The 26,041-nt window shown below is 68.1% G+C and carries 26 protein-coding genes and 5 tRNA genes; 8 read left to right on the top strand and 23 right to left on the bottom strand.

All coding sequences use genetic code 11. The annotated features are described in order from the left end of the window. Nucleotides 1–4: 4 nt before the first annotated feature. The 15 genes from CFREN_RS06545 to CFREN_RS06475 all read right to left on the bottom strand — a co-directional run bounded on the left by CFREN_RS06545 (nt 5) and on the right by CFREN_RS06475 (nt 14,377). On the bottom strand, nt 5–766 hold the full coding sequence (locus tag CFREN_RS06545) for a YebC/PmpR family DNA-binding transcriptional regulator (protein WP_070522085.1): 762 nt from the start codon (nt 764–766) through the stop codon (nt 5–7). Nucleotides 767–900: 134 nt separating this feature from the next. Further along, on the bottom strand, nt 901–1,518 hold the full coding sequence (pdxT, locus tag CFREN_RS06540) for a pyridoxal 5'-phosphate synthase glutaminase subunit PdxT (protein ID WP_244979529.1): 618 nt from the start codon (nt 1,516–1,518) through the stop codon (nt 901–903). Further along, on the bottom strand, nt 1,511–2,392 hold the full coding sequence (locus tag CFREN_RS06535) for an acyl-CoA thioesterase (RefSeq protein WP_070522034.1): 882 nt from the start codon (nt 2,390–2,392) through the stop codon (nt 1,511–1,513). The genes pdxT and CFREN_RS06535 overlap by 8 nt, the downstream gene beginning before the upstream one ends. 27 nt (nt 2,393–2,419) lie before the next feature. Beyond that, complete coding sequence (locus tag CFREN_RS06530) at nt 2,420–4,468, bottom strand: acyltransferase family protein (protein WP_209653027.1); 2,049 nt, start codon at nt 4,466–4,468, stop codon at nt 2,420–2,422. A 26-nt stretch (nt 4,469–4,494) separates the two neighbouring features. Beyond that, complete coding sequence (pdxS, locus tag CFREN_RS06525) at nt 4,495–5,397, bottom strand: pyridoxal 5'-phosphate synthase lyase subunit PdxS (RefSeq protein ID WP_209653029.1); 903 nt, start codon at nt 5,395–5,397, stop codon at nt 4,495–4,497. Between the two features lie 114 nt (nt 5,398–5,511). Then, nucleotides 5,512–6,015 (bottom strand): NUDIX hydrolase, encoded by a 504-nt coding sequence (locus CFREN_RS06520; RefSeq protein WP_070522040.1) that lies wholly within the window; start codon nt 6,013–6,015, stop codon nt 5,512–5,514. After that, a complete protein-coding gene (locus tag CFREN_RS06515; RefSeq protein ID WP_209653031.1) occupies nt 6,012–7,151 on the bottom strand; it encodes a glycosyltransferase family 4 protein in 1,140 nt (379 codons plus the stop codon). The genes CFREN_RS06520 and CFREN_RS06515 overlap by 4 nt, the downstream gene beginning before the upstream one ends. A 3-nt stretch (nt 7,152–7,154) precedes the next feature. Continuing rightward, nucleotides 7,155–8,114 (bottom strand): phosphatidylinositol mannoside acyltransferase, encoded by a 960-nt coding sequence (locus CFREN_RS06510; RefSeq protein ID WP_209653033.1) that lies wholly within the window; start codon nt 8,112–8,114, stop codon nt 7,155–7,157. After that, entirely contained in the window at nt 8,111–8,767 is a 657-nt protein-coding gene (gene pgsA / locus CFREN_RS06505; protein WP_070522050.1) for a phosphatidylinositol phosphate synthase, read from the bottom strand. The genes CFREN_RS06510 and pgsA overlap by 4 nt, the downstream gene beginning before the upstream one ends. A 36-nt stretch (nt 8,768–8,803) precedes the next feature. Then, nucleotides 8,804–9,382 (bottom strand): ATP adenylyltransferase, encoded by a 579-nt coding sequence (locus CFREN_RS06500; protein ID WP_224369462.1) that lies wholly within the window; start codon nt 9,380–9,382, stop codon nt 8,804–8,806. After that, a complete protein-coding gene (gene thrS / locus CFREN_RS06495; protein WP_209653035.1) occupies nt 9,366–11,465 on the bottom strand; it encodes a threonine--tRNA ligase in 2,100 nt (699 codons plus the stop codon). The genes CFREN_RS06500 and thrS overlap by 17 nt, the downstream gene beginning before the upstream one ends. 48 nt (nt 11,466–11,513) lie before the next feature. After that, nucleotides 11,514–12,743, bottom strand: coding sequence for a Dyp-type peroxidase (locus CFREN_RS06490; RefSeq protein WP_209653037.1), 1,230 nt, complete (start codon nt 12,741–12,743; stop codon nt 11,514–11,516). Nucleotides 12,744–12,838: 95 nt separating this feature from the next. After that, nucleotides 12,839–13,489: a copper chaperone PCu(A)C gene (locus CFREN_RS06485; RefSeq protein ID WP_209653040.1), complete on the bottom strand. Its 651-nt coding sequence runs from the start codon at nt 13,487–13,489 to the stop codon at nt 12,839–12,841. Nucleotides 13,490–13,494: 5 nt separating this feature from the next. Next, a complete protein-coding gene (locus CFREN_RS06480; protein ID WP_244979530.1) occupies nt 13,495–14,043 on the bottom strand; it encodes a copper resistance CopC family protein in 549 nt (182 codons plus the stop codon). 262 nt (nt 14,044–14,305) lie between these two features. Continuing rightward, nucleotides 14,306–14,377, bottom strand: a tRNA-Val gene (locus CFREN_RS06475). 368 nt (nt 14,378–14,745) lie between these two features. Here CFREN_RS06475 and CFREN_RS06470 point away from each other — a divergent pair. The 4 genes from CFREN_RS06470 (at nt 14,746) to CFREN_RS06455 (ending at nt 15,159) form a co-directional block, all read left to right on the top strand. Further along, a tRNA-Gly gene (locus tag CFREN_RS06470) sits at nt 14,746–14,818 on the top strand. A gap of 68 nt (nt 14,819–14,886) precedes the next feature. Next, a tRNA-Cys gene (locus CFREN_RS06465) sits at nt 14,887–14,957 on the top strand. A 33-nt stretch (nt 14,958–14,990) separates the two neighbouring features. Beyond that, nucleotides 14,991–15,065 (top strand) — tRNA-Val (locus CFREN_RS06460). An 18-nt stretch (nt 15,066–15,083) separates the two neighbouring features. Then, nucleotides 15,084–15,159: transfer RNA gene (locus tag CFREN_RS06455), tRNA-Gly, on the top strand. A 136-nt stretch (nt 15,160–15,295) separates the two neighbouring features. Here the strand turns inward: CFREN_RS06455 and CFREN_RS06450 are convergent. After that, entirely contained in the window at nt 15,296–15,808 is a 513-nt protein-coding gene (locus CFREN_RS06450) for a ferritin (protein WP_070519078.1), read from the bottom strand. Nucleotides 15,809–15,926: 118 nt separating this feature from the next. On the opposite strand from CFREN_RS06450, the gene CFREN_RS06445 reads away from it, so the two are divergent. From CFREN_RS06445 to msrB, 3 genes are read left to right on the top strand one after another with little or no spacing between them, the layout of a single operon-like run. Further along, the gene (locus CFREN_RS06445) at nt 15,927–16,667 is read left to right on the top strand and encodes a dihydrofolate reductase family protein (protein ID WP_209653044.1); all 741 of its coding nucleotides are present in this window, start codon (nt 15,927–15,929) and stop codon (nt 16,665–16,667) included. A gap of 10 nt (nt 16,668–16,677) precedes the next feature. Beyond that, nucleotides 16,678–18,033, top strand: coding sequence for a glycosyltransferase family 87 protein (locus CFREN_RS06440; protein WP_209653046.1), 1,356 nt, complete (start codon nt 16,678–16,680; stop codon nt 18,031–18,033). Continuing rightward, nucleotides 18,030–18,443 carry a peptide-methionine (R)-S-oxide reductase MsrB gene (msrB, locus tag CFREN_RS06435; RefSeq protein WP_209653049.1) on the top strand — a complete coding sequence of 138 codons (414 nt, stop codon included), beginning with the start codon at nt 18,030–18,032 and terminating at the stop codon, nt 18,441–18,443. The genes CFREN_RS06440 and msrB overlap by 4 nt, the downstream gene beginning before the upstream one ends. A gap of 87 nt (nt 18,444–18,530) precedes the next feature. Here the strand turns inward: msrB and CFREN_RS06430 are convergent, their stop codons facing one another. The 4 genes from CFREN_RS06430 to hemE form a co-directional block, all read right to left on the bottom strand. Beyond that, nucleotides 18,531–18,731 carry a hypothetical protein gene (locus tag CFREN_RS06430; protein ID WP_209653051.1) on the bottom strand — a complete coding sequence of 67 codons (201 nt, stop codon included), beginning with the start codon at nt 18,729–18,731 and terminating at the stop codon, nt 18,531–18,533. Nucleotides 18,732–18,962: 231 nt separating this feature from the next. Next, nucleotides 18,963–19,667 (bottom strand): hydrogen peroxide-dependent heme synthase, encoded by a 705-nt coding sequence (gene hemQ, locus CFREN_RS06425; protein WP_209653053.1) that lies wholly within the window; start codon nt 19,665–19,667, stop codon nt 18,963–18,965. A 117-nt stretch (nt 19,668–19,784) separates the two neighbouring features. Beyond that, a complete protein-coding gene (hemG, locus tag CFREN_RS06420) occupies nt 19,785–21,236 on the bottom strand; it encodes a protoporphyrinogen oxidase (protein WP_246580193.1) in 1,452 nt (483 codons plus the stop codon). Continuing rightward, nucleotides 21,233–22,330, bottom strand: a complete 1,098-nt coding sequence (hemE, locus tag CFREN_RS06415; protein WP_209653055.1) for a uroporphyrinogen decarboxylase — start codon at nt 22,328–22,330, stop codon at nt 21,233–21,235. The genes hemG and hemE overlap by 4 nt, the downstream gene beginning before the upstream one ends. Before the next feature lie 99 nt (nt 22,331–22,429). On the opposite strand from hemE, the gene CFREN_RS06410 reads away from it, so the two are divergent. Beyond that, nucleotides 22,430–23,005, top strand: a complete 576-nt coding sequence (locus CFREN_RS06410; RefSeq protein WP_070519976.1) for a DUF3000 domain-containing protein — start codon at nt 22,430–22,432, stop codon at nt 23,003–23,005. Nucleotides 23,006–23,065: 60 nt separating this feature from the next. Here CFREN_RS06410 and CFREN_RS06405 read toward each other — a convergent pair whose 3' ends face one another. Genes CFREN_RS06405 through CFREN_RS06395 form a run of 3 tightly spaced genes read right to left on the bottom strand, consistent with a single transcriptional unit; the run spans nt 23,066 to nt 26,036 of the window. Continuing rightward, complete coding sequence (locus CFREN_RS06405; protein WP_035121892.1) at nt 23,066–23,821, bottom strand: iron ABC transporter ATP-binding protein; 756 nt, start codon at nt 23,819–23,821, stop codon at nt 23,066–23,068. Beyond that, nucleotides 23,818–24,954 (bottom strand): iron chelate uptake ABC transporter family permease subunit, encoded by a 1,137-nt coding sequence (locus tag CFREN_RS06400; protein ID WP_083291245.1) that lies wholly within the window; start codon nt 24,952–24,954, stop codon nt 23,818–23,820. Before CFREN_RS06400 ends, CFREN_RS06405 begins: the two co-directional genes overlap by 4 nt. Before the next feature lie 26 nt (nt 24,955–24,980). Continuing rightward, a complete protein-coding gene (locus CFREN_RS06395; protein WP_209653059.1) occupies nt 24,981–26,036 on the bottom strand; it encodes an ABC transporter permease in 1,056 nt (351 codons plus the stop codon). Nucleotides 26,037–26,041 lie beyond the last annotated feature (5 nt).

Genomic DNA, 26,041 nt, shown 5'->3' with positions numbered 1-26,041 from the left:
GGGATCAGTCGTCGAGCTGAGCCAGAACCTCGTCGGAGATGTCCGCGTTGGAGTAGACGTTCTGCACGTCGTCGGAATCCTCCAGGGCGTCGACGAGGCGCAGGAACTTCCGCGCACCCTCGACGTCCAGGGCGACCTCGGTGGCCGCGCGGTAATCCTGCTCCGCCGTGTCGTACTCGATGCCGGCATCGACCAAAGCGGTGCGCACCGACATCAGGTCGGTGAAGGCGCTGACCACCTCGAAGTTCTCGCCGAGGTCGTTGACCTCCTCAGCGCCCGCGTCGAGAACCGCCAGGAGCAGGTCATCCTCGGTCAGCTCATCCCCTTCGCCCTTGGGCACGACGATGACGCCCTTGCGCTCGAACAGGTACGACACCGAACCCGAGTCGCCCATGTTGCCGTTCTGCTTGTTGAACGTCGAGCGGACGTCCGACGCCGCACGGTTGCGGTTGTCCGTCAGGCACTCGACGATGACGGCCACGCCACCCGGGGCGTAGCCCTCGTAGACGATGGTCTCCCAGTCCGCGCCGCCGGCTTCCTCGCCGGAGCCGCGCTTGCGGGCACGCTCGATGTTGTCGTTGGGAACCGAGGCCTTCTTGGCCTTGCGGATCATGTCGTCCAGCGTCGGGTTCGCCGAGGGGTCACCACCGCCGGTGCGCGCCGCGACCTCGATGTTCTTGACCAGCTTGGCAAATTCCTTGCCTCGCTTGGCATCGTTGGCCGCCTTCTTGTGCTTGGTGGTCGCCCACTTGGAATGGCCCGCCATCTGCTGGTCCAAACTCCCTTTTTGTCTCGAGGATGCCGATCGCCCCTCGACCGGGAACGACCGGTCCGCCGGACCCATTCCGGCGGTCGTGGCGATTATACGGCAACGACGGCCCCGGGCGGTGACGTGCCGGGCTACGCCACGTCCAGGCCCGCGCACTCCCTCAGGAAAAGACGGTGCACCCGCACGTCGCCGTCGACCTCCGGATGGAAACTCGTGGCCATCACGGCACCATCGCGCACCGCGACGATCGCGCCGACCGCCGGGCCCTCCGGCACCGTCGCCAGCACCTCGACGCCCGCGCCGACGGACTCCACCCAGGGGGCGCGGATGAACGTCGCCGGAACCGGCCCGTCGATGCCCGCGAACGCCAGATCCGTCTCGAAGGAATCGACCTGGCGGCCGAAGGCGTTGCGGCGCACGGTCACGTCGAGGGCGCCGAGGCGCACCGCATCGTCGCGCGTGTCCAGCACCGTCGACGCCAGCAGGATCATGCCGGCGCAGGTGCCGAACGCCGGAAGGCCCCCGCACAAGGCGTCGGAAAGCGGCTCGAGCAGGCCGTTGAACCGCATGAGCTTCGACATCGTCGTCGACTCGCCGCCCGGCAGGATGATCGCCGACAGCCCGTCGAGATGCTCGGGAAGGCGCACCTTGCGGTGGGCGACGCCAAGATCGTCCAGTACCCGCTCATGCTCGACGACGCCGCCCTGCAACGCGAGCACGCCGACGACGGGCCGTCCCGCCTCAGTCAATGTTTTCGCCCAGCTTCGTCTGAGACGCCGGCGTGAACGGCACCGGCTCCACACCCGGAGGCAGGTGGCGCGTCAGGCCCTCCTGCGTGACCACCGCGACGAGATCCCCGGCGCGGTTGAAGATCCGCCCATGCGTCAACGCGCGGCCGGCGTGCGCCGACGGGGAAATCTGGTCGTAGAGCAACCACTCGTCGGCCCGGAACGGACGCAGGAACCACATCGCGTGGTCCAGACTGGCCTCCTGCAGCTTCACGTCCGGGTGCGGCACCTTCGCCGAAGACAGCAACGTCATGTCCGACATGTACGCCAGCGTGGACACGTGGAACGTCTCGTCATCGGGCAGGCGCTCCTTCGACCGGAACCACACCACCTGCTGCGACGGCGTGTACGGGTTGCACGTGTACTGGTCCTGCGGGATGACGCGGATGTCCCAGTCCGACCACTCGGCGAACAGCAGGCGCCGGGCCCGCGACATATTCGACGTGTCCACCACGACGTCCTCGGGCGCCGGCACGTCGCGCATGGTGTCGGAGTGCTCGATGCCCGTGTCGCCGCGACGGTGGAAGCTGGCCTGCATCATGAAGATCGTCCGCCCGTCCTGGACCGCGCGCACGTGGCGGTGGACGAAGGAACGGCCGTCGCGGATGCGGTCGACGAGGTACGTCGTCGGAATGTGCGGGCGGCCGGGGCCCACGAAGTAGGCGTGCAGCGAATGGACGGCGAACTCGGAGTCCACCGTCCGCGTCGCCGCGGCCAGCGCCTGCCCGGCGACCTGGCCGCCGAAGGTGCGCTGGAGAACCGATTCGATGACGGGACCGCGGAAGATATCGCGGTCGATGCGCTCGAGGTCGAGTACTTCGCGGATGTCAGGCATGGTGTCCAGTATCCCCGATCGGCCCCGTCAGCGCGCAGCGGCCCCCGCCTGGGCCAGCGCGGCGTCGATTTCCTCGCCCAGCAGCGGGGCGAGCGATCGGGCGTAGGCGTTGGTCATGTGGTCTCGGTCGCGGTAGACGACGATGTTGCCGATGACCGGCGAACACCATTCGAACGGGCAGAACCAGTCGGCGGTGTCCGCGGACCAGGCCGTCGGCCATTGCGAAAGAACCCGGTCGGCGGGGTTTTCCGGCTCGTACATCCGCGACCGGGGCACGGCGCAGTTGGCCCAGTCGTCCTGCTTGCGCATGCACCGGTTGGGGTAGAACGGCTTGCCGTTCTCGTCGACGAGGCGGGGGTTGTCGCGCAGCCCGAGGAACGGGATGCCGTGGTCGGCCAACTCGGCCCAGAAGTCGTCGGCGCCGACGACGACCTGTTCGACTTCGTCGCGTCGCCCGCGTGACGAGGTGGTGCTCACGGAGACGACGAGGTCCGGATCGAGCTCGATGAGTCGGTCGATCGCGCCGCGCGACCACGTCACGCAGTCGCGCTTGACGAACCAGGACGTCCGCAGGGTCAGCGGGCACGCCTCGCGCAGCATCGTCACCACGCGGAAGCCCCGTTCCAGGCCGAGCATGTGCAGCGGTTCGACGTAGGTGTCGGCGTGGGAATGGCCGACGATGGCCACCGTCATCTCCGCGTCGACGTCGCCGTAAACGCAGTCGGGGTACTCGTCGGTCGGCGCGTCCATCTTCACCAGGCACCCGTCCCGCCAGGAGCGGGTGCCGATGTGCTCGGGCAGTTCCGGGTACGGCTCCGCCGCGGGCACTTCGATGCTGCCGTCGGCGGCCATTGCCCCGGGGTAGACGGCCGGATCCAACTCGCGGGAGTCGATGCGGTCGAGGTGGGCGATCCACGCCGTGTTGGCGAACAGTCCCGCCACGACGAGTGCGCCGATGACGGCCGTTGCGGCGACTTTCGGTCCGCGGCGCGGCGTCGGTTCCGGGATTTCGGGGGTGTCGGCGGTGCGGCGCGGCCCCTGCTCCTGGAGGGGCTTTTCGACGTAGTTGTGGGTCGCATCGGCCAGCAGGAGCGACAGGCCGATGACCACGAGGCCCAACCAGACCGGCACGTCCCAATTGCCGGTTGCATGGGCGATGAGGATCAGCAACGGCCAGTGCCACAGGTAGAGCGGATAGGCGACGCGGCCCAGCCACTGCATGGGCGCAGACCGCAGGACGTCGCCGGTGCGGCCCGATCCGTCGGACAGGATGATCAGCGCGGCACCGCCGATGGGCAGCAGCGACAGCGGCCCGGGAAACGCGGTGGTGTCGCGGATGACGAATCCGGTGGCCACCATCATGGCGACGCCGACGAAGGAGGCGGCCCCGCACAGTGACGCCGGCACGCGCAGCTTGTGGCCGTAGACGGCGAGTACGCCGCCGAGGGTCATCTGCCACAACCGCGTCCACGTCGAGTAGTAGTCGTCCATCCCGCCGTACAGTCCGCCGCGCGACGCCCACGCAAAAGAGGCGATCGTGACGACGACGAGCAACGGTCCGACGAGCCGGCGGCGGAAGAAGGGCCACGCGACGCACAGCGACCCGACCAGGATGGCCATGAGGTAGAACTGGCCCTGCACCGACATCGACCACAGGTGCTGCAACGGACTAGGCGCCGTCGACGCCGCGGCGTACGGCGCCTCCTGGTCGATGAGCTCCCAGTTGAGCACGTAGGTCAGCGCCGCCCGCACCTGCCGGGTCAACAGCTCCGACATCCACTCGGGGGCGAACATGACCAGGATCAGCGCCGAACCGGCCATCGCCGTCACCAGCGACGGCACGAGGCGGCGGATGGTCCGCAACAGGGGCCACAGCGGGTTGGCCAACGCCCCCGGGCGGCCCGCGTAGCGGATCTGCGAGCCGAGGAAGAAATACCCGGCCAGCATGAGGAACACGTCCACGCCGCCGGACACCCGGCCGACGAAGACGTGGAAGACGACCACGAGCGCGATGGCGAGACCGCGCACACCATCCAGGTCACTGCGGCGCGCGGCCGGCGCTCCCCCGTTCACCATCTCGCCCTCCGTGCCCGTGGTCGGTGTTACCAGCCGCGCTCGGCGAGGCGGTGCGGCTGGGGGATCTCGTCGACGTTGATGCCCACCATGGCCTCGCCGAGTCCACGCGAGACGTCGGCGATGACCTTCGGGTCGTCGTAGTGCTGGGTGGCCTGGACGATCGCCTTGGCGCGGTCGGCCGGGTTGCCGGACTTGAAGATGCCGGAACCGACGAACACGCCCTCGGCGCCGAGCTGCATCATCATCGCGGCGTCGGCCGGGGTGGCGATGCCGCCGGCGGTGAACAGGACGACCGGCAGCTTGCCGGTCTCGGCGACCTCGCGGACGAGCTCGTACGGGGCCTGCAGCTCCTTGGCCGCGACGTACAGCTCGTCGGGGGCCATCGACTTCAGGCGGTTGATCTCGGCGCGGATGGTGCGCATGTGGGTCACCGCGTTGGACACGTCGCCGGTGCCGGCCTCGCCCTTGGAGCGGATCATGGCCGCGCCCTCGTTGATGCGGCGCAGGGCCTCGCCCAGGTTCGTGGCGCCGCAGACGAACGGCACGGTGAAGTCGAACTTGTCGATGTGGTTGGTGTAATCGGCGGGGGTGAGAACCTCCGACTCGTCGATGAAGTCGACGCCCAGGGACTGGAGCACCTGCGCCTCGACGAAGTGGCCGATGCGGGCCTTCGCCATGACGGGGATGGACACGGCCTCGATGATGCCCTCGATCATGTCCGGATCCGACATGCGGGACACGCCGCCCTCGGCGCGGATGTCGGCGGGAACGCGCTCGAGCGCCATGACGGCGGTGGCGCCGGCGTCCTCGGCGATCTTCGCCTGCTCCGGGGTGACGACGTCCATGATGACGCCGCCCTTCAGCATCTCGGCCAGGCCGCGCTTGACGCGAGCGGTGCCGTGGCTGGTGTTGTTGTCGGAGGTGGTCAACGAAACCTGCTTTCTGGAGGTTCTTTCCGGTGTTCTATCCGGGCGGCGGGGCCCGGCGTCTGCCAACTATAGACCCGCCGGTAGACAGTGCCGTCTATAGGCCCCGCGGTGGGTTCAAGGGCTCTGCGGGGTGCCGACGGACACGTCGAAGTACTCGGGGATCGGCGCGGTGCCGGCCAGGCGCAGTCCGCGGACCAGCGGTCGGGTGCGCAACATCCGGGTGTCGGTGACGGCGTCGTTGTAGAACCGGCGGGCGAGCTCGACGCGGGTTGTGGCGTCGTGGAGCTCGATGGCCAGCGCCGGCTCCGGCGGGTTGGCCTGCATCGCCTCGGCGAGTTTGGCGTTGAGGGTATTCTCCGCGTCGGCGCGGGCGTGGGCGTCGGCGGCGGTGAGGCGACGAGACTCGGCGCGGGCGACGTCCGCGCCGAGCTCCGGGTACGCCGCCCGTGCGACGGCTCCGCGCCTGCCCAGCGCGGCCTCCAGCGATGCCCGGGCGAGATCGGTGCGCACGTGCATCCGGTTGAGCCGAGTGGCGGTCGCCGACGCGAGCAGCGCCGCGACCAGCGCGATCACGGCCACGACGGCGAGCACGACGGCCCACCACGGCACGAGGATCACGAGACCACCACCTTCTCCCCGTCCATGCGGACGGTGTCGTAGACCTGCAGGACCTTGTCGGCGATCGTCGACCAGTCGAATTCCCACGCACGATCATGCCCCGCGGCCACGAGTCCGGCACGTCGGGCGTCGTCGGAAAGCAATGCGATGGTGGTGCGGGCGAGGTCGGCGGAGTCGCCGTTGCGGAAATGATCGCCGTAGCGGCCGTCGTCGAGGACGAGCCGGAAGGCGTCGAGGTCCGACGAGATCACGGCGGCGCCTGCGGCCATCGCCTCGACCAGCACGATGCCGAAGCTTTCCCCGCCCAGCTGCGGGGCGATGTAGGCGTCGGCCGACTTCAGCGCCGCGGCCTTGGCTTCCACGGAGACGCGGCCGGTGAAGCGCAGCACGTCGGCGTGTTCACCGGCCCGCCGCACCGCCTGGGCCCGGTCGCCGTCGCCGATGACGAGGATCTCCAATTCCGGGAACACCCGCCGGATGGCGGGCACGGCGTCGAGGAGGACGGGCAGACCCTTGCGGGGTTCGTCGAAGCGGCCGAGGAACACCAGGCGTTTCGTTCCCGGCGGCGGCGCACCGATCTCGGGCACGTCGGCGGCGTCGGGGGCGGCGTCGTATTCGCCCACGCGGACGCCGTTGGGGATGAGCACCGGGTCTCCGCCGAGCTGCTCGACCTGCCAGCGCCGGGCGACCTCGGAGACGGCTATGCCGCCGCGGATGCGTTCGAGCATCGGCCGCAGGAACGGCGTGGCCAGCTTCAGCGCCAGCGATTGCGTGGCGGCGGAGTGGTACGTGGCCACGATGGGGCCAATGGCGGCGCGGGTGGCCAGCATCGAGTAGCTGGGCGAGTTCGGTTCGTGGATGTGCAGGACGTCGAAGTCGCCGGCGTCGATCCACCGGCGCACCTTCCGCTGCGTCACCGGTCCGAACGATAGCCGCGCCACGGACCCGTTGTACGGGATCGGGATCGCGCGTCCGCCGCGTTCGACGAAGTCCGGCACCTCCGCTGTCGGTCCGGCGGGTCCGATGAGGCTGACCTCGTGGCCGCGCGCCCGGAACTCCCGGCACAAGTCGATCGCGTGCGCCTGGACGCCGCCGGGCACGTCGAAGGAGTACGGGCAGACCATTCCGATGCGCATGGTTCAGCTCCCCGCCCGGTCGGCTGCATCGGGCGCGTCGGCACCCGCCTCGCCGTTTTCGGCTTTACGACGGCGACGTGCTCGCCGGTCCGCCGTCCACAACGGCTGAAGCATGTGCCAGTCGGCGGGGTGGGCCGCGATGTCGGATTCCATGAGCCACGCGCAGTCCTGGACGATGTCGTCGAGCTCGCGGCCGGCGGCGGGCACTTCGGGATGGACCCGGAAACCCCAATCGTCGCCGTCGAACCACAGTCCAGCGACGTGGAGCGCCGCGCCGGTTTCCCGGGCCAGCTGCGCCGCGCCGACGGGCATGATGGTCTTCTCGCCGAAGAATTCGACTTCCGCTCCCCTGCCGCCGAAGTCCCGTTCGCCGACGAGCGCGATCACGCCGCCGTCCTCCAGCCGCTGCCGCAGACCCACCATCGGCGGCTCACCGCCGGTGAGCGGCAAAATGGTGAAGCCCAGGCTTTCCCGGTACTCCAGGAAGGCGTCGTACAGCTCCTCGGGGCGCAGGCGTTCGGCCACCGAGGTGAAGCCGCCGAACCGCCGGGCCGCCCACATGCCGGCCATGTCCCAGTTGCCGGAATGGGTGACCAGCAGGATGATGCCCCGGTCCTGGGCCGCGGTGGCCTCGAGTATCTCGCGGCCGCGGATCATGCCGGCGATGCGCTCGTACAATTCCGCGCCGGCCATCGTCGGCAGCCGGAACGCCTCCACCCAGTACCGCAGGTAGCTGCGCATCGACGCCTTGACCAGCGCGTCGGGAACGTCGTCGGCGGGCAGACCCGTGACGCGCGCGAGATTCCGGCGCAGCTGCTCGGGGCCGCGGCCGTCGTCGGAAAAACGGTCGGCGGCCTTCATCGCCGCCCACATGACGGGACGCTCGGGCAGCTTGCCCACGATCTTCCAGCCGGCGAGGTACCCCAGCGCCGCCAGGTCCTCCCGGTTTCGGGGAAACCTCATCGCCGCTCCCCCGCATCGGACGTCCCAACCGGCGGGGCGATGGGCTCCCCGGCCCCGGGGCCGCGGGCGACCATGACCAGGCGTTGGACGACCGTGAACACGGAGCCCGCGGCGAGGACCCACATGGCGATCTCCACCGCCCACGGCACGCCCAGCCCCTGCAATCCGATGCCGACGAGCGCGAGGATCAGACGCTCCGGCCGCTCCACCAGACCACCGTTGACGGTGAACCCCGACGCTTCGGCGCGCGCCTTGACGTAGGACGTCACCTGACCCGCCACCAGCGACACCAACACCGCGATGATGAGGTGCCCCGGCGCCCCGTGGGAGAAGAACACCCACCACAGGATCGCGCCGAACAACGCGCCGTCGGTGATCCGGTCGCAGCTGGCGTCGAGCACGGCGCCGAACCGGGTGCCGCCGCCGCGCAGACGCGCCATCGTCCCGTCGAGCAGGTCGAACGCGGCGAACAGGCCGGTGAGCACCGCCGCCGCGAACAGGTGCCCGGTCGGGATCAGCGTCACCGAGATCGCGATGGCCGCGACCGTGCCCAACACCGTCATCACGTTGGGCGACACGCCCAGCGAGTTCAGCGTGCGGGCGATCGGCTCGACGACGGGAGCGATGGGCTTGCGGCCGTGGACGCTGAGCATCGGGGTCCTCTCGGTTGGGCGTCGGTGGGTCGGGTCTTACCAGGCTTCCGCCAGTAGTGCGCGGGTGTCGCGCAGCATCTGCGGCAGCACCTTCACGCCGTCGATGACGGTCATGAAGTTGGAGTCGCCGGACCAGCGGGGAACGACGTGCATGTGCAGATGTTCCCCCACCGAACCGCCGGACGCACGCCCGAGGTTGAAACCGACGTTGAGCGCATGGGGCCGCGACACCTTCTTCAGCGTGCGAATCGCCCGCTGCCCGAATGCCATCAGCTCCGTCATCTCCTCGTCGGTGAGGTCCTCAAGGTTCGCGACCTGTCGGTACGGCACCACCATGAGATGACCGGCATTGTACGGGTAGAGGTTGAGCACGCAGTAGACCAACTCGCCGCGCGCCACGATCAGCGCGTCTTCGTCGGATCGATTCGGCAGGTCGACGAAGGGGTTGCGCGAGCGCGGTTGGCTTGACGACGAGCCCGCCGAGTCCTCACCGGCGCCGTTGTCCGTGATGTACTGCATCCGGTACGGCGCCCACAGACGCTCGAGTCGGTCGGGGGCGCCCACGCCGCGGTCGACCACCGCGTCGTCGGGGGTCCCGTCAGCGTCGTGAAGCAATGTTGTCTCCGTTGGGCTGATCGTTGATCCGTTCGGCCACCCAGTTCGCGATGAGGTCCGCGGCCTCGGCCACCGGCACGCCGTTGATCTGGGAACCGTCGAGGAAGCGGAACGACACCGCGTCGGCCTCCACGTCGCGGGCGCCGGCGAGCACCATGAACGGCACCTTCGCCTGCGTGTGGTTGCGGATCTTCTTCTGCATGCGGTCGTCGGAGACGTCGACGTGAGCGCGCAGTCCGCGGGACTTCAACTGCGCGGTGAACGCCTCCAGGTGCGGGATGCAGTCGTCGGCGACCGGAATGCCCACGACCTGCTCCGGGGCCAGCCACGCCGGGAACGCGCCCGCGTAGTGCTCCAGCAGCACGCCGAAGAAACGCTCGATGGAACCGAACAGGGCGCGGTGGATCATGATCGGGCGCTTCTTCGAACCGTCCGGGGCGGTGTAGTCGAGTTCGAAACGCTCCGGCAGGTTGAAGTCCAGCTGCACCGTCGACATCTGCCACGTGCGGCCGATGGCGTCGCGGGCCTGCACCGAGATCTTCGGGCCGTAGAACGCGGCTCCGCCCGGATCCGGAACGAGCTCCAGGCCCGAAGCGTCGGCGACGCGCTGCAGGATTTGCGTCGAGCGTTCCCAGATCTCGTCGGTGCCCACGAACTTCTTGTCGTCCTTCGTGGACAGCTCCAGGTAGAAGTCGTCGAGGCCGTAGTCGCGCAGCAGCGAGATGATGAAGTCGAGGACGCTGGTCAGCTCCTCCTCCAGCTGCTCCTCCGTGCAGTAGATGTGCGCGTCGTCCTGCGTGAACCCGCGGGCGCGGGTCAGGCCGTGGACCACGCCGGACTTCTCGTAGCGGTAGACGGTGCCGAACTCGAACATGCGGATGGGCAGCTCACGGTAGCTGCGACCGCGCGACGCGAAGATCAGGTTGTGCATCGGGCAGTTCATCGGCTTGACGTAGTAGTCCTGCGGCGCCTTCGTGCAGTTGCCGTGCTCGTCGTATTCGCCGTCGAGCTGCATCGGCGGGAACATGCCCTCCGCGTAGAAGTCCAGGTGGCCCGACTGCTCGAACAGGTCACCCTTGGTCACGTGCGGGGTATTGACGAAGTCGTAGCCGGCCTCGAGATGACGGCGGCGCGAATGCTGCTCCATCTCGTTGCGGATGATGCCGCCCTTGACGTGGAACACCGGCAGGCCCGAGCCGATCTCGTCGGGGAAGCTGAACAGGTCCAGCTCCGCGCCGAGCCGACGGTGGTCGCGCTTTTCCGCCTCCAGCAGCATGTCCAGGTAGGCGTCCATGGCCTCCTTGGACTCCCACGCGGTGCCGTAGATGCGCTGCAGGCCGGCATTGGACTGATCGCCGCGCCAGTAAGCCGCCGACGAGCGGGTCAGCGTGAACGCCGGAATGTAGCGGGTGGTGGGCACGTGCGGGCCGCGGCACAAGTCGAACCACTCGGTCTCGCCCGTGCGGGGATTGACGTTGCGGTAGCCGGTCAGCTCGTTACCACCCACGTCGACCGTGGCGTCCTCGTTGGCGTCGATGTCTCCGGACGACTTGTCGGCGATGAGCTCGAGCTTGTACGGCTCCTGCGCCAGCTGATCGGAAGCGTCGTCCGGGGACTCGAAGACGAAGCGCTCGAACTTCTGCCCCGACTTGATGATCTTCTTCATGCGCCGTTCGATGCGCTTGAGATCCTCGGGCGTGAACGGTTCGGCGACGTCGAAGTCGTAGTAGAAGCCGCCGTCGATGGCGGGACCGATGCCCAGCTTCGTGCCGGGGAACTCCGCCTGCACGGCCTGCGCCAGCACGTGGGTGGTCGAGTGTCGGATGACTCCGCGACCGTCCTCCGTGTTCGCGGCGACGGGCTCGACGGTCTCGTCGACGGCCGGAACATAGGACAGGTCCTTCAGGTCACCCCGGGGGTCGCGGACGCAGACGATGGCGTCGGGGCCCTTGTTGGGGTAACCGAGGTCGCGCATGGCGGCGCCGGCGGCGACGCCCGCGGGGACGGTGAACGGGGCGGGGACGGTGATGGGTTCGGACACGGCTGGCGTGGCTCCTTTTCCGGAATCGGGCGGGTGTCGCATACCTGGCGACCCCCGCGGACCCCCACAACCTTAGCGCCCCGGGTCGGGTCAGTCCTCCAACAGGTCCTGGGCCCAGTACTCGTCGCCCGTGGTGCCGCGGGGGATGACGAAAACGGCCGAACCGATGTGGAAGATCCACTCGTTGAGACGGTCCGCCTCTGCCAGGCGCTCCTGGATGGGGTGGAACTGGTCCATCGGGTTCTTCTGGAAGCAGATGAACACCAGGCCCGTGTTGGACGTGAAGCGCCCGGTGGGCTCCGGCGGCAGGTCGTAGTTGTAAACACGCCGCAGGATCCGCTGATTCGGGAACTCCTTCGGGGGCATGGAACGCGCAACGTGGCTGTTGCGATCGATGACCGGCAGGCCGTACTCGTCGGTGGCGTCGAGGTCGACCGGGTCGAACTCGTTTTCCTTGCCCAGCGGCGCTCCCGTGTCCAGGGTGCGGCCGACGACTTCTTCACGGCTCGGGCGGTCGAGGATATCCCACCCGTCGATGTCCATTTCGATGCGGCGCACGACCATGGCGGAACCGCCCCGCAACCAGTCCGGCCCCGAGTCGATCCACACCACGCGATCGAAGTCGTCCTCGCCGCGGGGGTTGACGGTGCCGTCGAGCTGGCCGAAACGGTTGCGCGGGGTGGCGTCCGGGTCCTTGGCGCCGCGGGCGTTGAGGAAGCCCATCTGCACCCAGCGCACGTCGAGGAACGGTGCACCGTTTTTGATCATGAACCGCGCCGCATGCGAGAGCATGAGCGGATCGTCGCAGCAGATCTGCAGGCACAGGTCGCCGCCGTTCCACTCGTCACGCAATTGATCCGTCTTGTACTCGGGCAGCGGTCCCAGCCACTCCGGCATCTCGTCCTCACGATCGACGGCGGTGAAGAATCCCTCGCCGAGGCCCAACGTGAACGTCAGGTTCGCCGGGGCGTCGTACATCTCCGGCTCCAGGTCGGTGCGCGGCGCCTGCCCCTTGGACATGCGCCGCGCATCCTGCGTCCACACCCGCATCAGTCCGCGGAGACGGGATCGATCGACGTCGTCCTTGACGTTGAACGCGATCAACCACAGGTTGGCCTGCGACGGAGTCGCGATGCCCGCCTGGTGCTCGCCGTCGAACTCGACGGTCTGGGTCTGCAGCGGAGGCAGTTCCTCCTCGTCCGACGGTCGCTCGAGGCCGATGGCTCCGGCGTCGCCGGCCGCGGCGATGCCCAGCGCTCCGGCACCGGCTCCGGCCCCCAGCCCGGTGAGGAAACGGCGGCGGGACAGGTTGCTGCTCATGCGGGTGGTGCTCCTGGTTCTGACTCGATCAATGCGGTCGATGACGCGACCGCCATGACCGCAGGTCCGGCCCGGTGTACCGGGCCGGTCCGGTTCTAGTGACCGGCGTGTTCGTCGTGCTCGTCGTGCTCGTCGCCCATGCCGTCGTTCATGTTCCTCATGTGGCCGTCCTCGCCCATGCCCGGGTTGCCCAGTTCGCCGTCCTCACCGTAGTCCTCTTCGCCGGCGGCCTGCACTCGAACCTCCAGCTCCTGGGTCAGGGTGGAGCCGTCGGACAGCTCGAGCACGACGGTGTACATCTGGCCGGGCTCCAGAGCCTCGTCGTTGTCCATGATCATCAGGTGGTCGTCACCCGGGGCCAGGACCTTCTCGCCGTTGGCCGGGATCGTGTGGCCGCCCTCGATCTTGAACATCTTGCCGTCCTCGGTGGCGTGCTGCTCGAAGACGGTGCCTTCCTTCAGCCCCTCGACGCGGAAGTCGACGACCTCGAGGTCCTCGTCGGTGTTGTTCTTCAGGGTGCCGAAGATGCCGGTCATGCCCTTGTCGGCCGGCTTCTCCTTGATGTAGGCGTCCTCAAAGGTGACGGCCGCCGAAGCCTCCGACTCGGTGCCGTCGGCCGCGGTGGTGGTGGCGGAGCCGTCGGCCGCGGTGGTGTCGGCGGCGTCGTCGCTCGAGCAGCCCGCGAGAGCGAGGGCGAGGGCGGCGGAACCGGCGACGAGAGCCTTGGTGGTGCGGTGGAGCTTCATGGGGATCAATCTGCCTTTCGGTTGACGACGGCCACTCCGGCGACGACCGCGAGGATGACGGCGACGAGCCCGCCGCCGGCGATCCACGCCCAGGTGGGTACGCCGGAGTCCTCTTCGAGGTCGGACCCTCCTCCGGCGTCGACCTGGTGGTCGCCGACGGAGAAGGACAGTTTGCCGCGGGTGGAGTGCCCGTCGGACGAGGTGATCTGGAACCCGACGATGTACGCGCCCGGACCGGGGTCGAGCGAGTCGGGGATGTCGAACGAGATGACCTGACCGTCGAGTTCCGGCTGCTCGGTGAGCAGCACTTCCTTCGTGTCCGCGTTGCTGACCGCGACTGTGTTGAAGGAGTCGCGCGGAACGCCGGAGAAGGTCATCTCGATGCGGCGGGGAAATTCGTCGAGGTTTTGGCCGTCGGCCGGGGTGGAGGCGATGACGGAGTCGTGCGCATGGGCGACGGGCGCGGTGTCCGCCCCGCCCAGGGCGGGCGCGAACGCCAGTCCGGTCGCGAGCGTCGCGGCGATCGCCGAGCGCCCGATGAATCCTTTGCGCATGTGCACCGGCATTGACCTCCGTGACCGTTGTTCGGCCTTCGACTGCGGGAACCAGGTGGACCGGACTTTCCGCGCCCGGCCCACATCAGTAGTCGGGCCATGGGTTCGATTGGTTCCCGCGATGATTGTTGACGACCCGACGAATACCCCCGAGTGTACCCCGGCACCCCGTTGCCTTCGATCACCCCAGCCGGGGCCACCCGCCGGAAACCGAGGCCGGACACGAAAAAACCGCCGGAGGGCTGGCCTCCGGCGGTTGCGGTAGTCCCAACTGGGTTCGAACCAGCGACCTTTCCGGTGTGAACGGAACGCTCTTCCGCTGAGCTATGGGACTGCACGTAGTCGGGAGCCTGTCCCGCTTACGGGTGATTAAGTTAGCACGCCTTCGACCGGTGGCCTAATCGCATGTTCACCGCATGTTTGCCGGCGCCCCGCCCACGCTTCTCACCCCACCCGGGCTTTGCGACGTCCACCGGTTCCCCGCTTCGCCGCCGGGCGTCGCCACGCAATGTGGATCACCGCCCGCCAATGCGACGCCCGCACCCCCGCGCCGCACCCGAATGCCGCGCACGACGTGGACGCCAAGACTCCTCGAAACGGCTTACATGCTGGGGATTTGTGGATTTTCGACGAATCCCGCTAATGTTCTTCTCGCACCGCAAGCGGGGCACGGGAAACCGGGCAAGCGCAACGGAACGCAGTGCGGATGTAGCGCAGCTGGTAGCGCATCACCTTGCCAAGGTGAGGGTCGCGGGTTCGAGTCCCGTCATCCGCTCGGATTTTCTCCGGAGAGACGCCATCTGGTATAACTTCGGAGTGAATCACGAGAGGCGGTAACGCCACGGTGGAATGGCCGAGTGGTGAGGCAACGGCCTGCAAAGCCGTGCACACGGGTTCGATTCCCGTTTCCACCTCGCAATCAAATTGCATATGCAGTCTCTGCACAAGCGCGATTAGCTCAGCGGGAGAGCGCTTCCCTGACACGGAAGAGGTCACTGGTTCAATCCCAGTATCGCGCACCAAGGCACCTGGTGCCTCACGCGGATGTAGCGCAGCTGGTAGCGCATCACCTTGCCAAGGTGAGGGTCGCGGGTTCGAGTCCCGTCATCCGCTCCACTACCCCGCCGGATCACGTTGATCCGGCGGGGTTTTTCGCGTCCGGGGCATGTTCCCACGAGAAAACCCGCCCCCGCGGTGAAAGTCGCGGGGGCGGGTCGTCGTCAAGCAGGTGCCGCGGATGCGGCGCGCCGACTTAGGCCTTGGAGTCCAGCTCCTCCTGACGGGAGCCGAGCTCCTCGTCGATGCGCAGCAGGCCGTGGCCGTCGGCGCCGATGAGCTCGATGCGGCCGATGATGTTGCGGACGGTGTCCTCTTCCTGGATCTGCTCGTCGATGAAGGTGTCGAGCAGCGGGCGGGAGTCGACGTCGCGCTCGTCGGCGGCGAGGTTCCACAGGTCACGGATGGACGCGGAGACCTTCTCCTCGTGCTGCAGGGCGATGCGGAAGGCGTCGAGGGCCGTCTCCACCTTCACCTCCGGCGCGGGGACGGCGCCGATGAGTGCGTGGTTGTCGCGGGCGGCGAGGTGGTCGATGAACTTCTCGGCGTGGACGATCTCCTCCTCGGACTGGGCGCGCATCCACTGCGCCATGCCGTTGAGGTCGAGTCGGTCCAGTTCGATGGCCAGCTGGCGGTACACGTTGGAGGCCTGGAGCTCCATGGTGACCTGGTCGTTGAATGCCTTTTCAAGCTTGTCGTTGAGTCGCATACCGTAACCATATGCGCATGCCGATCAATCCCACAAGGGTTATTCGGCTAGCCAAAGAAGGGTGCCCTAACCTAGGGGCATTGGCGGGGTTGAGCCGCGTTGCCTAGGCTCGGCGTGCATGAAGTGGATGGGACAACTCGACGCCGGCGACCCGATCGCGGCGGGTTTCGTCGAGCCGCTCGACGGGGTGACGCTCATCGCGGTGACCTCGATCGATGGCCGCGCCGCAGTCGACGGCGTGTCCGGCGGCCTGGGCAATCCGGCCGACGCTGCGCTACTGCAGGCGGTGCGCCGCGCGAGCGACGTCGTCCTCGTCGGGGCCGGCACGGTGCGCGCCGAAAACTACGGTCCTGCGGCGGCCCCGACCCGGTTGGCGGTGCTCAGCGGTTCGTTCTCGGTCGATGCGGATTCCGCGATCTTCGACGACCCCGATAATCCGCCCATTCTCGTCGGGGGCGGACGGGCCGAGCCGGATCGTCGCGAAGCCCTCGCCGCTGCCGGGGCGGAGTTCCTCGACGTCCCCGACACCGCGCCGCACCGGGTAGTCGATGCTTTGCGACGGCGCGGCCTCACGCGCATCGCCCTGGAGGGCGGGCCCGGCGTGTACCGCGATTTTCTCCGCGCCAATGTGGTGGACCGCGCGTACGTGACCTTGGCGCCGATGGTCGTCGGCGACGGGCCGGCGACGTTCGGTTCCCGGGAAGAGGCGGACGGAAACTCGCACTCCGACGGTGACACCAACGCCACCGACACCTTCGACGCCACCGGCTCCGCACTCCCCCTCGGCTTCCGGGCGGAGGCGGCGGCATTTGACGACTCGCACCTTTTTGTCCGCTATTCCGGGGACGCCGCCGGGTAGCTTCGTACCCGTGACTACCTCCCCGACGACGACCGACGGCGCACGCGCCCACGCCCGGCGGATGGTGGCCCCCTTGTTGTGGCCATTGGCGATTTTCATGATCATCCACCGCGCCTGGGCGCTGCCCCACCAAAGCGGCGGCACCGACGACTTCACCACGGTGTGGCGCGCCCTGATCCGGTTCGGGGACGGCAACCCCGTGTACACGGCCAATTACGCGCACGTGGACCCGCATTACCTGTACTCCCCCGGCGGCACGTTGGCGTTGCAGCCGGTGACGTGGCTCGGCGACTACGACACGGCCCGGATGTGGTTCATTTTCGTGCAGGCCGCGGGCATCGTCGCGGCGGTCCTCCTGCTGCTGCGGTTGTGTCGCGTGCCGCTGACCAGCTGGATCGTGCCATTGACGCTGGCACTGACGTTCCTCACCGAATCGGCGACCAGCACGTTGCGCTTCGCCAACGTCAACGGCACGCTGATGCTCGCCCAGGTGCTGTTCATCGTCCTTCTGCTCGGCGGCCGCCGCACGCTGGCGGGCATCGTCCTGGGCCTCGCCATCACGGTCAAGCCCATCGTCGCGCCGTTGCTGTTCCTCGCCTTCGTGCGGAAGGACTGGTCGACCATCATCTGGGCGTTCGGCATCCCGGTGGCGTTCAACATCGTGGCATGGCCGTTGGCCGCCGACCCGATGGGATACGTCGAGCGTACGATTCCGTACCTGGGCGAGGTTCGCCTCCACGCCAATGCGTCCATCTCCGGCGAGCTGCTCTACTTCGGGGCCCCGGAATTGCTGGTGAAGCTATGGCTCATCGCGTTTGCCGCGCCGGTGATCTTCGCGCTGATCCTGCTGCTGCGGTGGCAGTGGCGCGACGAGGTCTTCTGGGCCCTGTCGACGTCCGGCGTACTGATGACGGGCGTGCTCCTGCTGAGCTCGCTGGGCCAGCAGTACTACGCGCTGCTGATCCTGCCGACGTTCATCGGCATCTTCCACGCTCTCTTCGGCCCCTCGGACGCCCAAGGCGACGCTCCCCGTTCGCTGGTGCTCAACGCCCCCGCCGGCTTGGCGGCGACCATGTTCTACTTCAGCCTCAACTGGTTCATGGACGACTACGCCGTGGGCTCGTTGCTGTGGATCCAGGTGATGGCGTGGATCGGCTGGATGCTGCTGTGCCTGACCATGTTCGCGGTGCTGATCAAGTGGACCATCGAGGAGCACGCGGCAGACTACGACTGGTTGGGGCGCGCCGGCGCGACGTCGTTTTTCGGGCGGGTTGGAACATCGTCGGCCCGGTCCGCCGTTGCAACGGATGAACGCCCCGGCACACGACCGGCGGACTCGGGACCGACGGAAAGGACGCACGCATGACGAACGACTGGAACCTCACCGACGACGAGTGGCGCGCCCGCCTGACCCCGGAGGAGTTCCGGGTGCTGCGGCTGGCCGGCACCGAGGCCCCCTTCGTCGGCGAGTACACCGACACCGAGACCGAGGGCGTCTACTCCTGCCGGGCCTGCGGCGCGGAATTGTTCCGTTCGACGGAGAAGTTCCATTCGCACTGCGGGTGGCCGTCGTTCTTTTCCCCGTTGGCCGGCGACGCCGTCATCGAGCGCGCCGACGACAGCCTGGGCATGCGCCGTACGGAGGTGCTCTGCGCCCGTTGCGAGTCTCACCTGGGCCACGTCTTCACCGGCGAGGGCTACCCCACCCCCACCGATCAGCGCTACTGCATCAATTCGATTTGCCTGACGCTGGATGAAAAGCCGGTCTCGCCGTAACCCACCGCTCGACGTCAGCCTCGCCGACCCGGTTCACGAACGGCTCCGCGTTCGCCTTTGCTCGACGACGGCCCGCGAATCGACCGTTCAGCGTTCCTTTCCGGAACGCAGCGCCACAACCACGGCGTAGATCACGGCGATGACGAGGACCAGTCCGGCGGCCGACGCCCCCGAGCCGATCGCATCGGAACGCGGCGTGCCCATCGCGAACTCGGCGATGGCCCACACCCCCACCCCGAGGACGATCGCCGCTATCGTCGCCAATCCGATGATCTGTGACGTTCCCACTGATCGCGACGGTTTGCGTTGCTCCATTTGTTCCTCCCGGTTCTTTCGTATGCCGAGCCCACGCTCGTGCAGCTTCACTGGCCAAACAAAATACCGGCACGCGTCCCGGAACGGGTTAACGACGGATGAATGGTCCACATCGATTCGATTACGGAAAAAGACCAGCGCCCCCGCCACCCGGTCGTCGGGTGGCGGGGGCCTGGTCGTCGTAAAGCGAAAAACGCGGCCGGGCTACGGCAGGGCGTTGATGATCTCCGCGATGTCGTCGACGCGACGGCCGGTGTGGAACGGAATCTCCTCGCGGACGTGCAGACGCGCCTCGGTGTAGCGCATCTTCCACATCAGGTCGACGATGCGGTCGAGCTCCGGGCCCTCGAACGCCAGGATCCACTCGTAGTCGCCCAGCGCGAACGCCGGCACGGTGTTGGCGCGCACGTCCGGGTAGTCGCGGCCGGCCTGGCCGTGCTCGGCGAGAATGCGGCGGCGGTCCTCCGGCTTGAGCAGGTACCAGTCGTAGGAACGCACGAACGGGTACACCGCGATCCAGCGCTGCGGCTCCTCGCCCATGATGAACGACGGCAGGTGCGACTTGTTGAACTCCGCCGGACGGTGCAGCGCGGCGTTCGACCAGTGCGGCGTCGACGCCCGGCCCAGCGGGGTTTCGCGCAGGAACGCATTGTAGAACGCCTGCAGGTCCTCCATCTTCTCGGCGTGGATCCAGAACATGAAGTCGGCCTCGGCGCGCATGCCGGAGACGTCGTAGAAGCCCCGGACGATCAGATCGACGTCGTCGGCCTCGTAGCGCTTGAGGAACTCGCGGGTCTCGGCGACCGCCGCGTCGCGGTCATCGCCCAGCGCCCCCGGGGCCACCTTGAACGTGGACCACATCGTGTAGCGGATGGTGTCGTTGAGCTTCTTGTAGTCGAGCTTCGCCATGAAACGATCGTCTCCTTGAACTCGGGAAATGTGAACTCGGGGAATGTCTGTGTTGAAAATCCGCGTCGGGTGCGCGCGGGCCGGGCTGGCACTGCGAACAAGGCTACCCTCACCGGGTCAGGCGAGGTCGGCCACGACCTTCGCGGCAGCCGCCTTCGCATCGGACAGGCAGGCCGGCACGCCCGGACCGCGGTGCCACGCCCCGGCTGCGGCGATTCGCGGAACCTCGCCGAGGGCGGCGTCGGCGAACCGCATGAGGTCACCGTGGCCGACGCCGTAACGAGGGATGCCTCCCCACCAGCGCTGGACGACGACTTCCGCCGGCTCGGCGTCGAAGCCCGTCAGCGACTTCAGGTCGGCCCGCGCTGCGGCCGTGAGCTCGTCGTCGGAAAGCTTGACCAACGACTCGTCGCCGAAGCGCCCGAAGGAACCGCGCACCACCGCGCCGCCGCGCTCGCCCAGGTGCGGCCACTTGCGGGACGAGAACGTGAACGCCTTGGCGTCCAGGCCAGCGTCGGCGGCGACGAGGATGCCCGAGTACTCCGGCAATCCCTCGTCGGTGTCGAAACGCATGGCCACCACCGCCGACGACGCCAGGTCGACGCCGCCGATGATCTCCGAGGCGTCCGGGCAGACGTCGGCGAGCAGCGCACCGGTGACCGGGGCCGGGGCGGCCAGCACCACCGCGTCGGCGCGCAGCACCCGACCGTCGGACAAGGTCACGTCCTTGACGCCGGTGCCGGGAACGTCCGCGGCGTCGGCGATCTTATCCACGCCCACGCCCAGCTCCAGCTCCGGCCCGGCCTGCTCCACCAACGTGTCGTAGAGCCTGCGGTAGCCGTTGCGGAAGGTCCGGAAAATCGGTGCGGACACGGCACCGGAGGCCAGGCGGGCCTCGTTGGCCGCCGCCCGCTGATCCAGCACGCGCTGCGCGGCGGCGGTGAGGCTCACCGGCTCGCCCACGGCGGTCATCGCATCGAGCGTTTCCGCCAACTGCGGCACCGTCGCGCGCAAGCCGAGATCGTCGGCCAGGCACGAGTACACCCCGCCGAGCAGCGGCGACACCAGATGGTCGACGACTTCGCGGCCCAGCCGGGACTCCACCAGCTGCCCCAGATTCACGTCGTCACCATGCACCCAATGCAACGGCGCCGTATGCTCCGGGTCGCCCTCGGCGTCGATGCGGGCGCACGTGTCGTCGGAAAGCAGCCCCTGCAGGCCCTCCGACGACGCGGGCACGCCCATCACCGTCGTGCGCGGCATCGACCGCACCTCGCCGGCCGCGAAAATCGTCGACGGCAGCCCGGACGGGGTGACCAGCTCATCGCCGAGCCCGAGGCTTTCGAAGAAATCCGTCGCATCCTTGCGGAACCCCAGGTACGCCTCGGCGCCGACCTCGATCGGTCCCTCCTGCGTGTCAACGGTGCGCAACTTGCCGCCCACCCGGTCATCCGGGTCGACGACGACGATGCGAGCGCCCGGGCCCAGGCTCCGACGCAGCTGGTGCGAGGCGACCAGGCCGGTGAGACCTGCGCCGGCCACCACGACCGTCAGCGGATTGGTGCTCACAGCTCGTGCACCATCTTCACGGTGCGGGTGATGGCGTCGGCGTCGGTGTTCGGCGGCACGCCGTGGCCCAGGTTGAAGATGTGGCCGCGGGCGGTGCCGCGTTCGATGGCGCGGTCGGCCTCGGCGCAAATGCGGCGCACCTCGGACTCGATGGCCGCATCGCCGGCGAAGAACATCGCCGGGTCCAGGTTGCCCTGCAGCACGCGGGCGTGGTTGGCGCGGTCGCCCGCCGGGTCGGCGTCGGCGAGGGTGTTGGAGATGCGCTGTGCCGCGGCGTCGAGCGGCACGCGCCAGTCGACGCCCACGACTTCGGAACCGGCCTCGGCCATCGCACCGAGCAGCTCGCCGGTGCCGACACCGAAGTGGATGCGCGGAATGCCCGCGTCGGCGACGGATTCGAAAATCTCCTGCGAGTACGGCAGCACGTGACGACGGTAATCACGTTCGGTGAGGAAGCCCGCCCACGAGTCGAACAGCTGCATCGCGTCGATGCCCGCCTCGATCTGGACGCGCAGGAAGCCGACGATGATCGGCGTGATGCGGCGCATCAGCTTGTCCCACTGCTCCGGCTCGGAGTGCATGAGCGCCTTGGTGCGCTCGTGGTTGCGCGACGGGCCGCCCTCGACCAGGTAGGACGCGAGGGTGAACGGGGCGCCGGCGAAACCGATGAGCGCCTGACGGTCCGTGAGCTCCTCGAGAATGCCCGCGATGCCGTCGGCCACCGGCTGCAGCGTGGCGGGGTCGAGCTCCGGCAGTCGGTCGATGTCCGAGGCGGTGCGGATCGGCTCGGCGACCACCGGGCCGCGGCCGGCGACGATGTCCAGGTCGACGCCGGCGGCCTTGACGGGCACGACGATGTCGGAGAAAAGGATCGCCGCGTCGACGTCGTGGCGACGCACCGGCTGCATGGTGATCTCCGCCAGCAGCTCCGAGTTGAAGCAGGAATCGAGCATCCCGATGTCCTTGCGGATCTCGCGGTACTCGGGCAGGGACCGCCCGGCCTGGCGCATGAACCACACGGGGCGGCGGGACGGGGTGCGCCCGGCGGCGGCCTCGAGGAAGGGGGCGTCGGACAAGTTGCGGCGATTAGACATGCTCCCATCATGCCCCATCCGGCATCTTCGACACCGCCGCCTCCCCTTCGCGGCGCGCCTCCACGGCCGGGGCGGCCGGCGCCGCTACATTCAAGCACCGTGACAGCCACCGACACCGCCCCGCAGCCCTTCCGCGACGCCGTCAAGTCGATGCACGCCGCGCACGTGCGCGCCGAGATTTCGCTGGGTGACATCAGGCCCCCGCAGAAGCTGGCCCCGTTCAGCCATGCCGTCGGCCTGGAGGTGCTCCACCCGGAAACCGACCTCGTTCCGGAGACGTCGGAAGGCGACGCGTTCGGTCGTCTGATTCTGCTCCACGATCCCCGCGCGGACGAGACGTGGGAGGGCACGATGCGCCTGGTGGCCTACATCCAGGCCGACATGGATGCCGACGTCGCCTCCGATCCCCTGCTGCCCCAGGTGGCGTGGCAGTGGCTGACGGAGGGTTTCGCCGAGTGCGGTGCCGGCTTCAGCAACCTGGGCGGCACCGTGACCACCACGAACTCGGTGCGCTACGGCGAGATCGGCGGGCCGCCGGAAGCTTTCCAGTTGGAGATGCGCGCGTCCTGGACCGCCGAGGACATCGATCTTGCGCCGCACGTCGAGGCGTTTTCCCGCGTGTTGGCCAATGTCGCCGGATTGCCGCCGGAGGGTGTGGCCGAGCTCGGCCGCTGATTCCGGCCGCTGCTCCCGACCCGGGCGCCGTCGTCAAGCAAAACCGCGCCGACCGACCGGCTAGTAGTACACGGCCAAGCGTCCGCGGGGGCCGTCGATGACCTCGACGGGAGTGTCGAACACGTCGGACAGGATGTCGTCGCGCAGGATCTCGTCCGGCGTGCCGAAATGCACGATCCGCCCGTTCTTCGCCGCGCAGATCCGATCGGCGTAGTGGCCGGCGAAGTTGATGTCGTGGACGACGATGACCACGGTCCGGCCCAACTCGGTGGCGGCGCGACGCAGGTGCTGCATCATCTGCACCGAATGCCGCATGTCCAGGTTGTTCAGCGGCTCGTCGAGGAGGATGTACTCGGTGTCCTGCGCGAGCACCATGGCGACGTAGGCGCGCTGACGCTGACCGCCGGACAGTTCGTCGAGGTACCGGCCCTCCAGCTCGGTCAGGCCGAGGAAGTCGATGGAGCGGGAGATGATCTTCTCGTCCTCGGCGGTGATCCGCCCCTTGGAATACGGGAAGCGGCCGAAGCCGACGAGCTGGCGGACGGTCAGACGCGTGATGAAGTGATTTTCCTGCCGCAGGATGGACACGATCTTGGCCAGGTCGGCGGACTTGGTCGACGTGACGTCGTAACCGGCGATTTCGATGCTGCCTTCGTCCATGCCGACGAGGCGGCCGATCATGGTCAGCAGCGTCGACTTCCCGGCGCCGTTGGGTCCGACGAGTGCGGTGACGCCGCCGGCCGGGATCTTCAGGTCCACGGGGCCGATGGACACCTCGTCGTTGTAGTGCTTTGCGACGTTGGTCAGGGTGATCACAGGCGCCCCTTTCGCAGGATGTGGATGAGGAAGAAGGTGCCGCCGACGATTTCGATGATGATGCCGACGGAGCCTTCGGCGTAGAAGACGTTCTTGAGGACGAAGTACGAGCCGGACAGGACGACGAAGCCGGTGAGCCACGCGATCGGGAACACGTGGCGGTGGTCGTAGGTGTCGGCGAGCTGGTAGGCGATCATCGCCACGAGGAAGCCGAGGAAGGTCATCGGCCCCACCAGTGCGGTGGACACGGCCATGAGCATCGACACCATGACCAGGACGATGATGGTGTCCTTCTTGTGGTTGATGCCCAGGTTGGTGGCGGTGTCGCGGCCCAGGCCCAGAACGTTGAGCTTGGTGGCGCGCAGCCACAGCACGGAGCCGGCGAAGACGACGATGGGCAGGCTGATGAGCAGGTGGTCGGTGTCGGCGTTGGCGATCGAGCCGATCAGGCGCGCGGTGAGCACGTCGAAATCGCTCGGGGTGAGCATGCGCTGCATGAACGTCGACAGTGCGCCCATGCCGCCGCCGAGGATGATGCCGACGAGCAGCATGATCTGCATGTTGCCGAAGCGCCCGCCGAACAGCCAGCCGTAGAGGATCGCGGAGAACACCACCATGATGGCGACCTGGCCGAGGAACTGCGGCGTGCCGGTGACCGCGACGATGCCGGCCGCGCCGAGGAAGAACACCGCCGCAGTCTGGATGACCACGTACAACGATTCGAAGCCCATGATCGACGGGGTGAGGATGCGGTTGTGCGTCACCGTCTGGAATGCGACGGTGGCGGTGGCCTGGCAGAACGCGACGACGGCCATGACCGCCAGGTTGCTCAGCCGCATTTCGGCGATGAGGCGGAATCCCCGGGAGCCGAAGGGCATGGGGTTGTTCCAGGCGAGGATTCCCGTCGCGAAGACCGCGGCCAGCACCGCCAGGGCGCCGAAGATGATCCAGTAGCGCCTGCGCGCACGGGCCGTCGGCAGCGGGCCGGTGGCCTGCCGGGTGCCGGAGTCGCCCCTCGTGCGGTCGGGGGTGGCGTCGGCGGTGTCGAACTCGTCGATGCCGGCGACCTCGGAAAACTCGGCGAACGCCTCGTCCGGGAGGCCGGGCGTGGTGCGGTCGATTGCGGTGCTCATGATTCGCTCCTCTCTGCGGCGGCGGCTCATGCGTGACGACGCTGGCGCAGCAGCAGGGTGATGAAGACGACGGCGCCGACGATCGCCAGGATCGTCGACACGGGAATTTCGAACGGGCGGATGATGATGCGGCTGATGATGTCGCAGACGGTCACCACGGAGATGCCGACGAGGCACACCCACGGCAGGTTCGACCGCAGGTCGTCGCCGCGGAACATGGAGACGATGTTCGGCACGATCAGGCCGAGGAACGGCAGATTGCCTACGACGACGGTGACGATGCCCGTGGCGATGGCGATGAGGCCGGTGCCGAGGAAGACGATCCGCCGGTAGTTCAGGCCGACGTTCGTCGCGATCTCCTCCCCCAGGCCCGCGACGGTGAACCGGTCGGCGACGATGAACACGAGCACCACGACGACGGCGACGAACCACAGCGGCTCGTACTGGCCCTTGAGCACCGACGTGAACGAGCCGGCGAACCAGATGCCCAGACTCTGCAACATGTTCGTCTTCAGGGCGATGTAGCTGGACACCGCGCCGACGACGGCGCCGAGCATGATGCCGACGATCGGGACGATCACCGACGACCGCAGGGTCACGCGCTGCAGAAACGCGAAGAAGATAATCGTGCCCACGAACGCGGCGATGACGGCGGCGACCATCTTGACGAGGATCGACGAATCCGGTGCCACGATCATCACCAGCAGCAGGCCCAGGCCCGCCCACTCGGTCGTGCCGGTGGTCGTCGGCTCGACGAAGCGGTTTTGCGTCAGCAGCTGCATGACCAGGCCGCACATCGACATCGCCGCGCCGGCCAACACCAACGCGATGGTGCGCGGAATGCGGGTGATGCCGAACATCTCGATGCCGTCGTCGGCGCCGAAAACGTCGTAGACGCCGATGAACAGCGACGTGACCACCAGGCCGGCGGTCACCAGGACCCCGATGAGCAGGGGCCACGTGAAAAGACGACCCTTCGCCGCCGCGGGGGCGGCTGAGGGGTCGTTGGACGTGGCATCGTGCGATGCTTCTGCGCCGGACGGGTCGCGTCCGGCGGTCGTGTTCGTGCTGGGTGCGGTCATGCGCT

The organism is Corynebacterium freneyi (genome assembly GCF_030408835.1).
Taxonomy (GTDB): Bacteria; Actinomycetota; Actinomycetes; order Mycobacteriales; family Mycobacteriaceae; genus Corynebacterium; species Corynebacterium freneyi.
The sequence above is the reverse complement of the archived record's forward strand: the minus strand, read 5'-3'. Positions and strand labels throughout refer to the sequence as shown.

Excerpts from the sequence above, each read along its gene's own strand:
- CFREN_RS06545 (WP_070522085.1), bottom strand. The coding sequence starts at position 766 with ATGGCGGGCCATTCCAAGTGGGCGACCACCAAGCACAAGAAGGCGGCC.
- CFREN_RS06535 (WP_070522034.1), bottom strand. The coding sequence starts at position 2,392 with ATGCCTGACATCCGCGAAGTACTCGACCTCGAGCGCATCGACCGCGAT.
- CFREN_RS06530 (WP_209653027.1), bottom strand. The coding sequence starts at position 4,468 with ATGGTGAACGGGGGAGCGCCGGCCGCGCGCCGCAGTGACCTGGATGGT.
- CFREN_RS06515 (WP_209653031.1), bottom strand. The coding sequence starts at position 7,151 with ATGCGCATCGGAATGGTCTGCCCGTACTCCTTCGACGTGCCCGGCGGC.
- CFREN_RS06510 (WP_209653033.1), bottom strand. The coding sequence starts at position 8,114 with ATGAGGTTTCCCCGAAACCGGGAGGACCTGGCGGCGCTGGGGTACCTC.
- pgsA (WP_070522050.1), bottom strand. The coding sequence starts at position 8,767 with ATGCTCAGCGTCCACGGCCGCAAGCCCATCGCTCCCGTCGTCGAGCCG.
- thrS (WP_209653035.1), bottom strand. The coding sequence starts at position 11,465 with ATGCGACACCCGCCCGATTCCGGAAAAGGAGCCACGCCAGCCGTGTCC.
- CFREN_RS06490 (WP_209653037.1), bottom strand. The coding sequence starts at position 12,743 with ATGAGCAGCAACCTGTCCCGCCGCCGTTTCCTCACCGGGCTGGGGGCC.
- CFREN_RS06485 (WP_209653040.1), bottom strand. The coding sequence starts at position 13,489 with ATGAAGCTCCACCGCACCACCAAGGCTCTCGTCGCCGGTTCCGCCGCC.
- CFREN_RS06480 (WP_244979530.1), bottom strand. The coding sequence starts at position 14,043 with ATGCGCAAAGGATTCATCGGGCGCTCGGCGATCGCCGCGACGCTCGCG.
- CFREN_RS06450 (WP_070519078.1), bottom strand. The coding sequence starts at position 15,808 with ATGCGACTCAACGACAAGCTTGAAAAGGCATTCAACGACCAGGTCACC.
- CFREN_RS06445 (WP_209653044.1), top strand. The coding sequence starts at position 15,927 with ATGAAGTGGATGGGACAACTCGACGCCGGCGACCCGATCGCGGCGGGT.
- msrB (WP_209653049.1), top strand. The coding sequence starts at position 18,030 with ATGACGAACGACTGGAACCTCACCGACGACGAGTGGCGCGCCCGCCTG.
- hemQ (WP_209653053.1), bottom strand. The coding sequence starts at position 19,667 with ATGGCGAAGCTCGACTACAAGAAGCTCAACGACACCATCCGCTACACG.
- hemE (WP_209653055.1), bottom strand. The coding sequence starts at position 22,330 with ATGTCTAATCGCCGCAACTTGTCCGACGCCCCCTTCCTCGAGGCCGCC.
- CFREN_RS06400 (WP_083291245.1), bottom strand. The coding sequence starts at position 24,954 with ATGAGCACCGCAATCGACCGCACCACGCCCGGCCTCCCGGACGAGGCG.
- CFREN_RS06395 (WP_209653059.1), bottom strand. The coding sequence starts at position 26,036 with ATGACCGCACCCAGCACGAACACGACCGCCGGACGCGACCCGTCCGGC.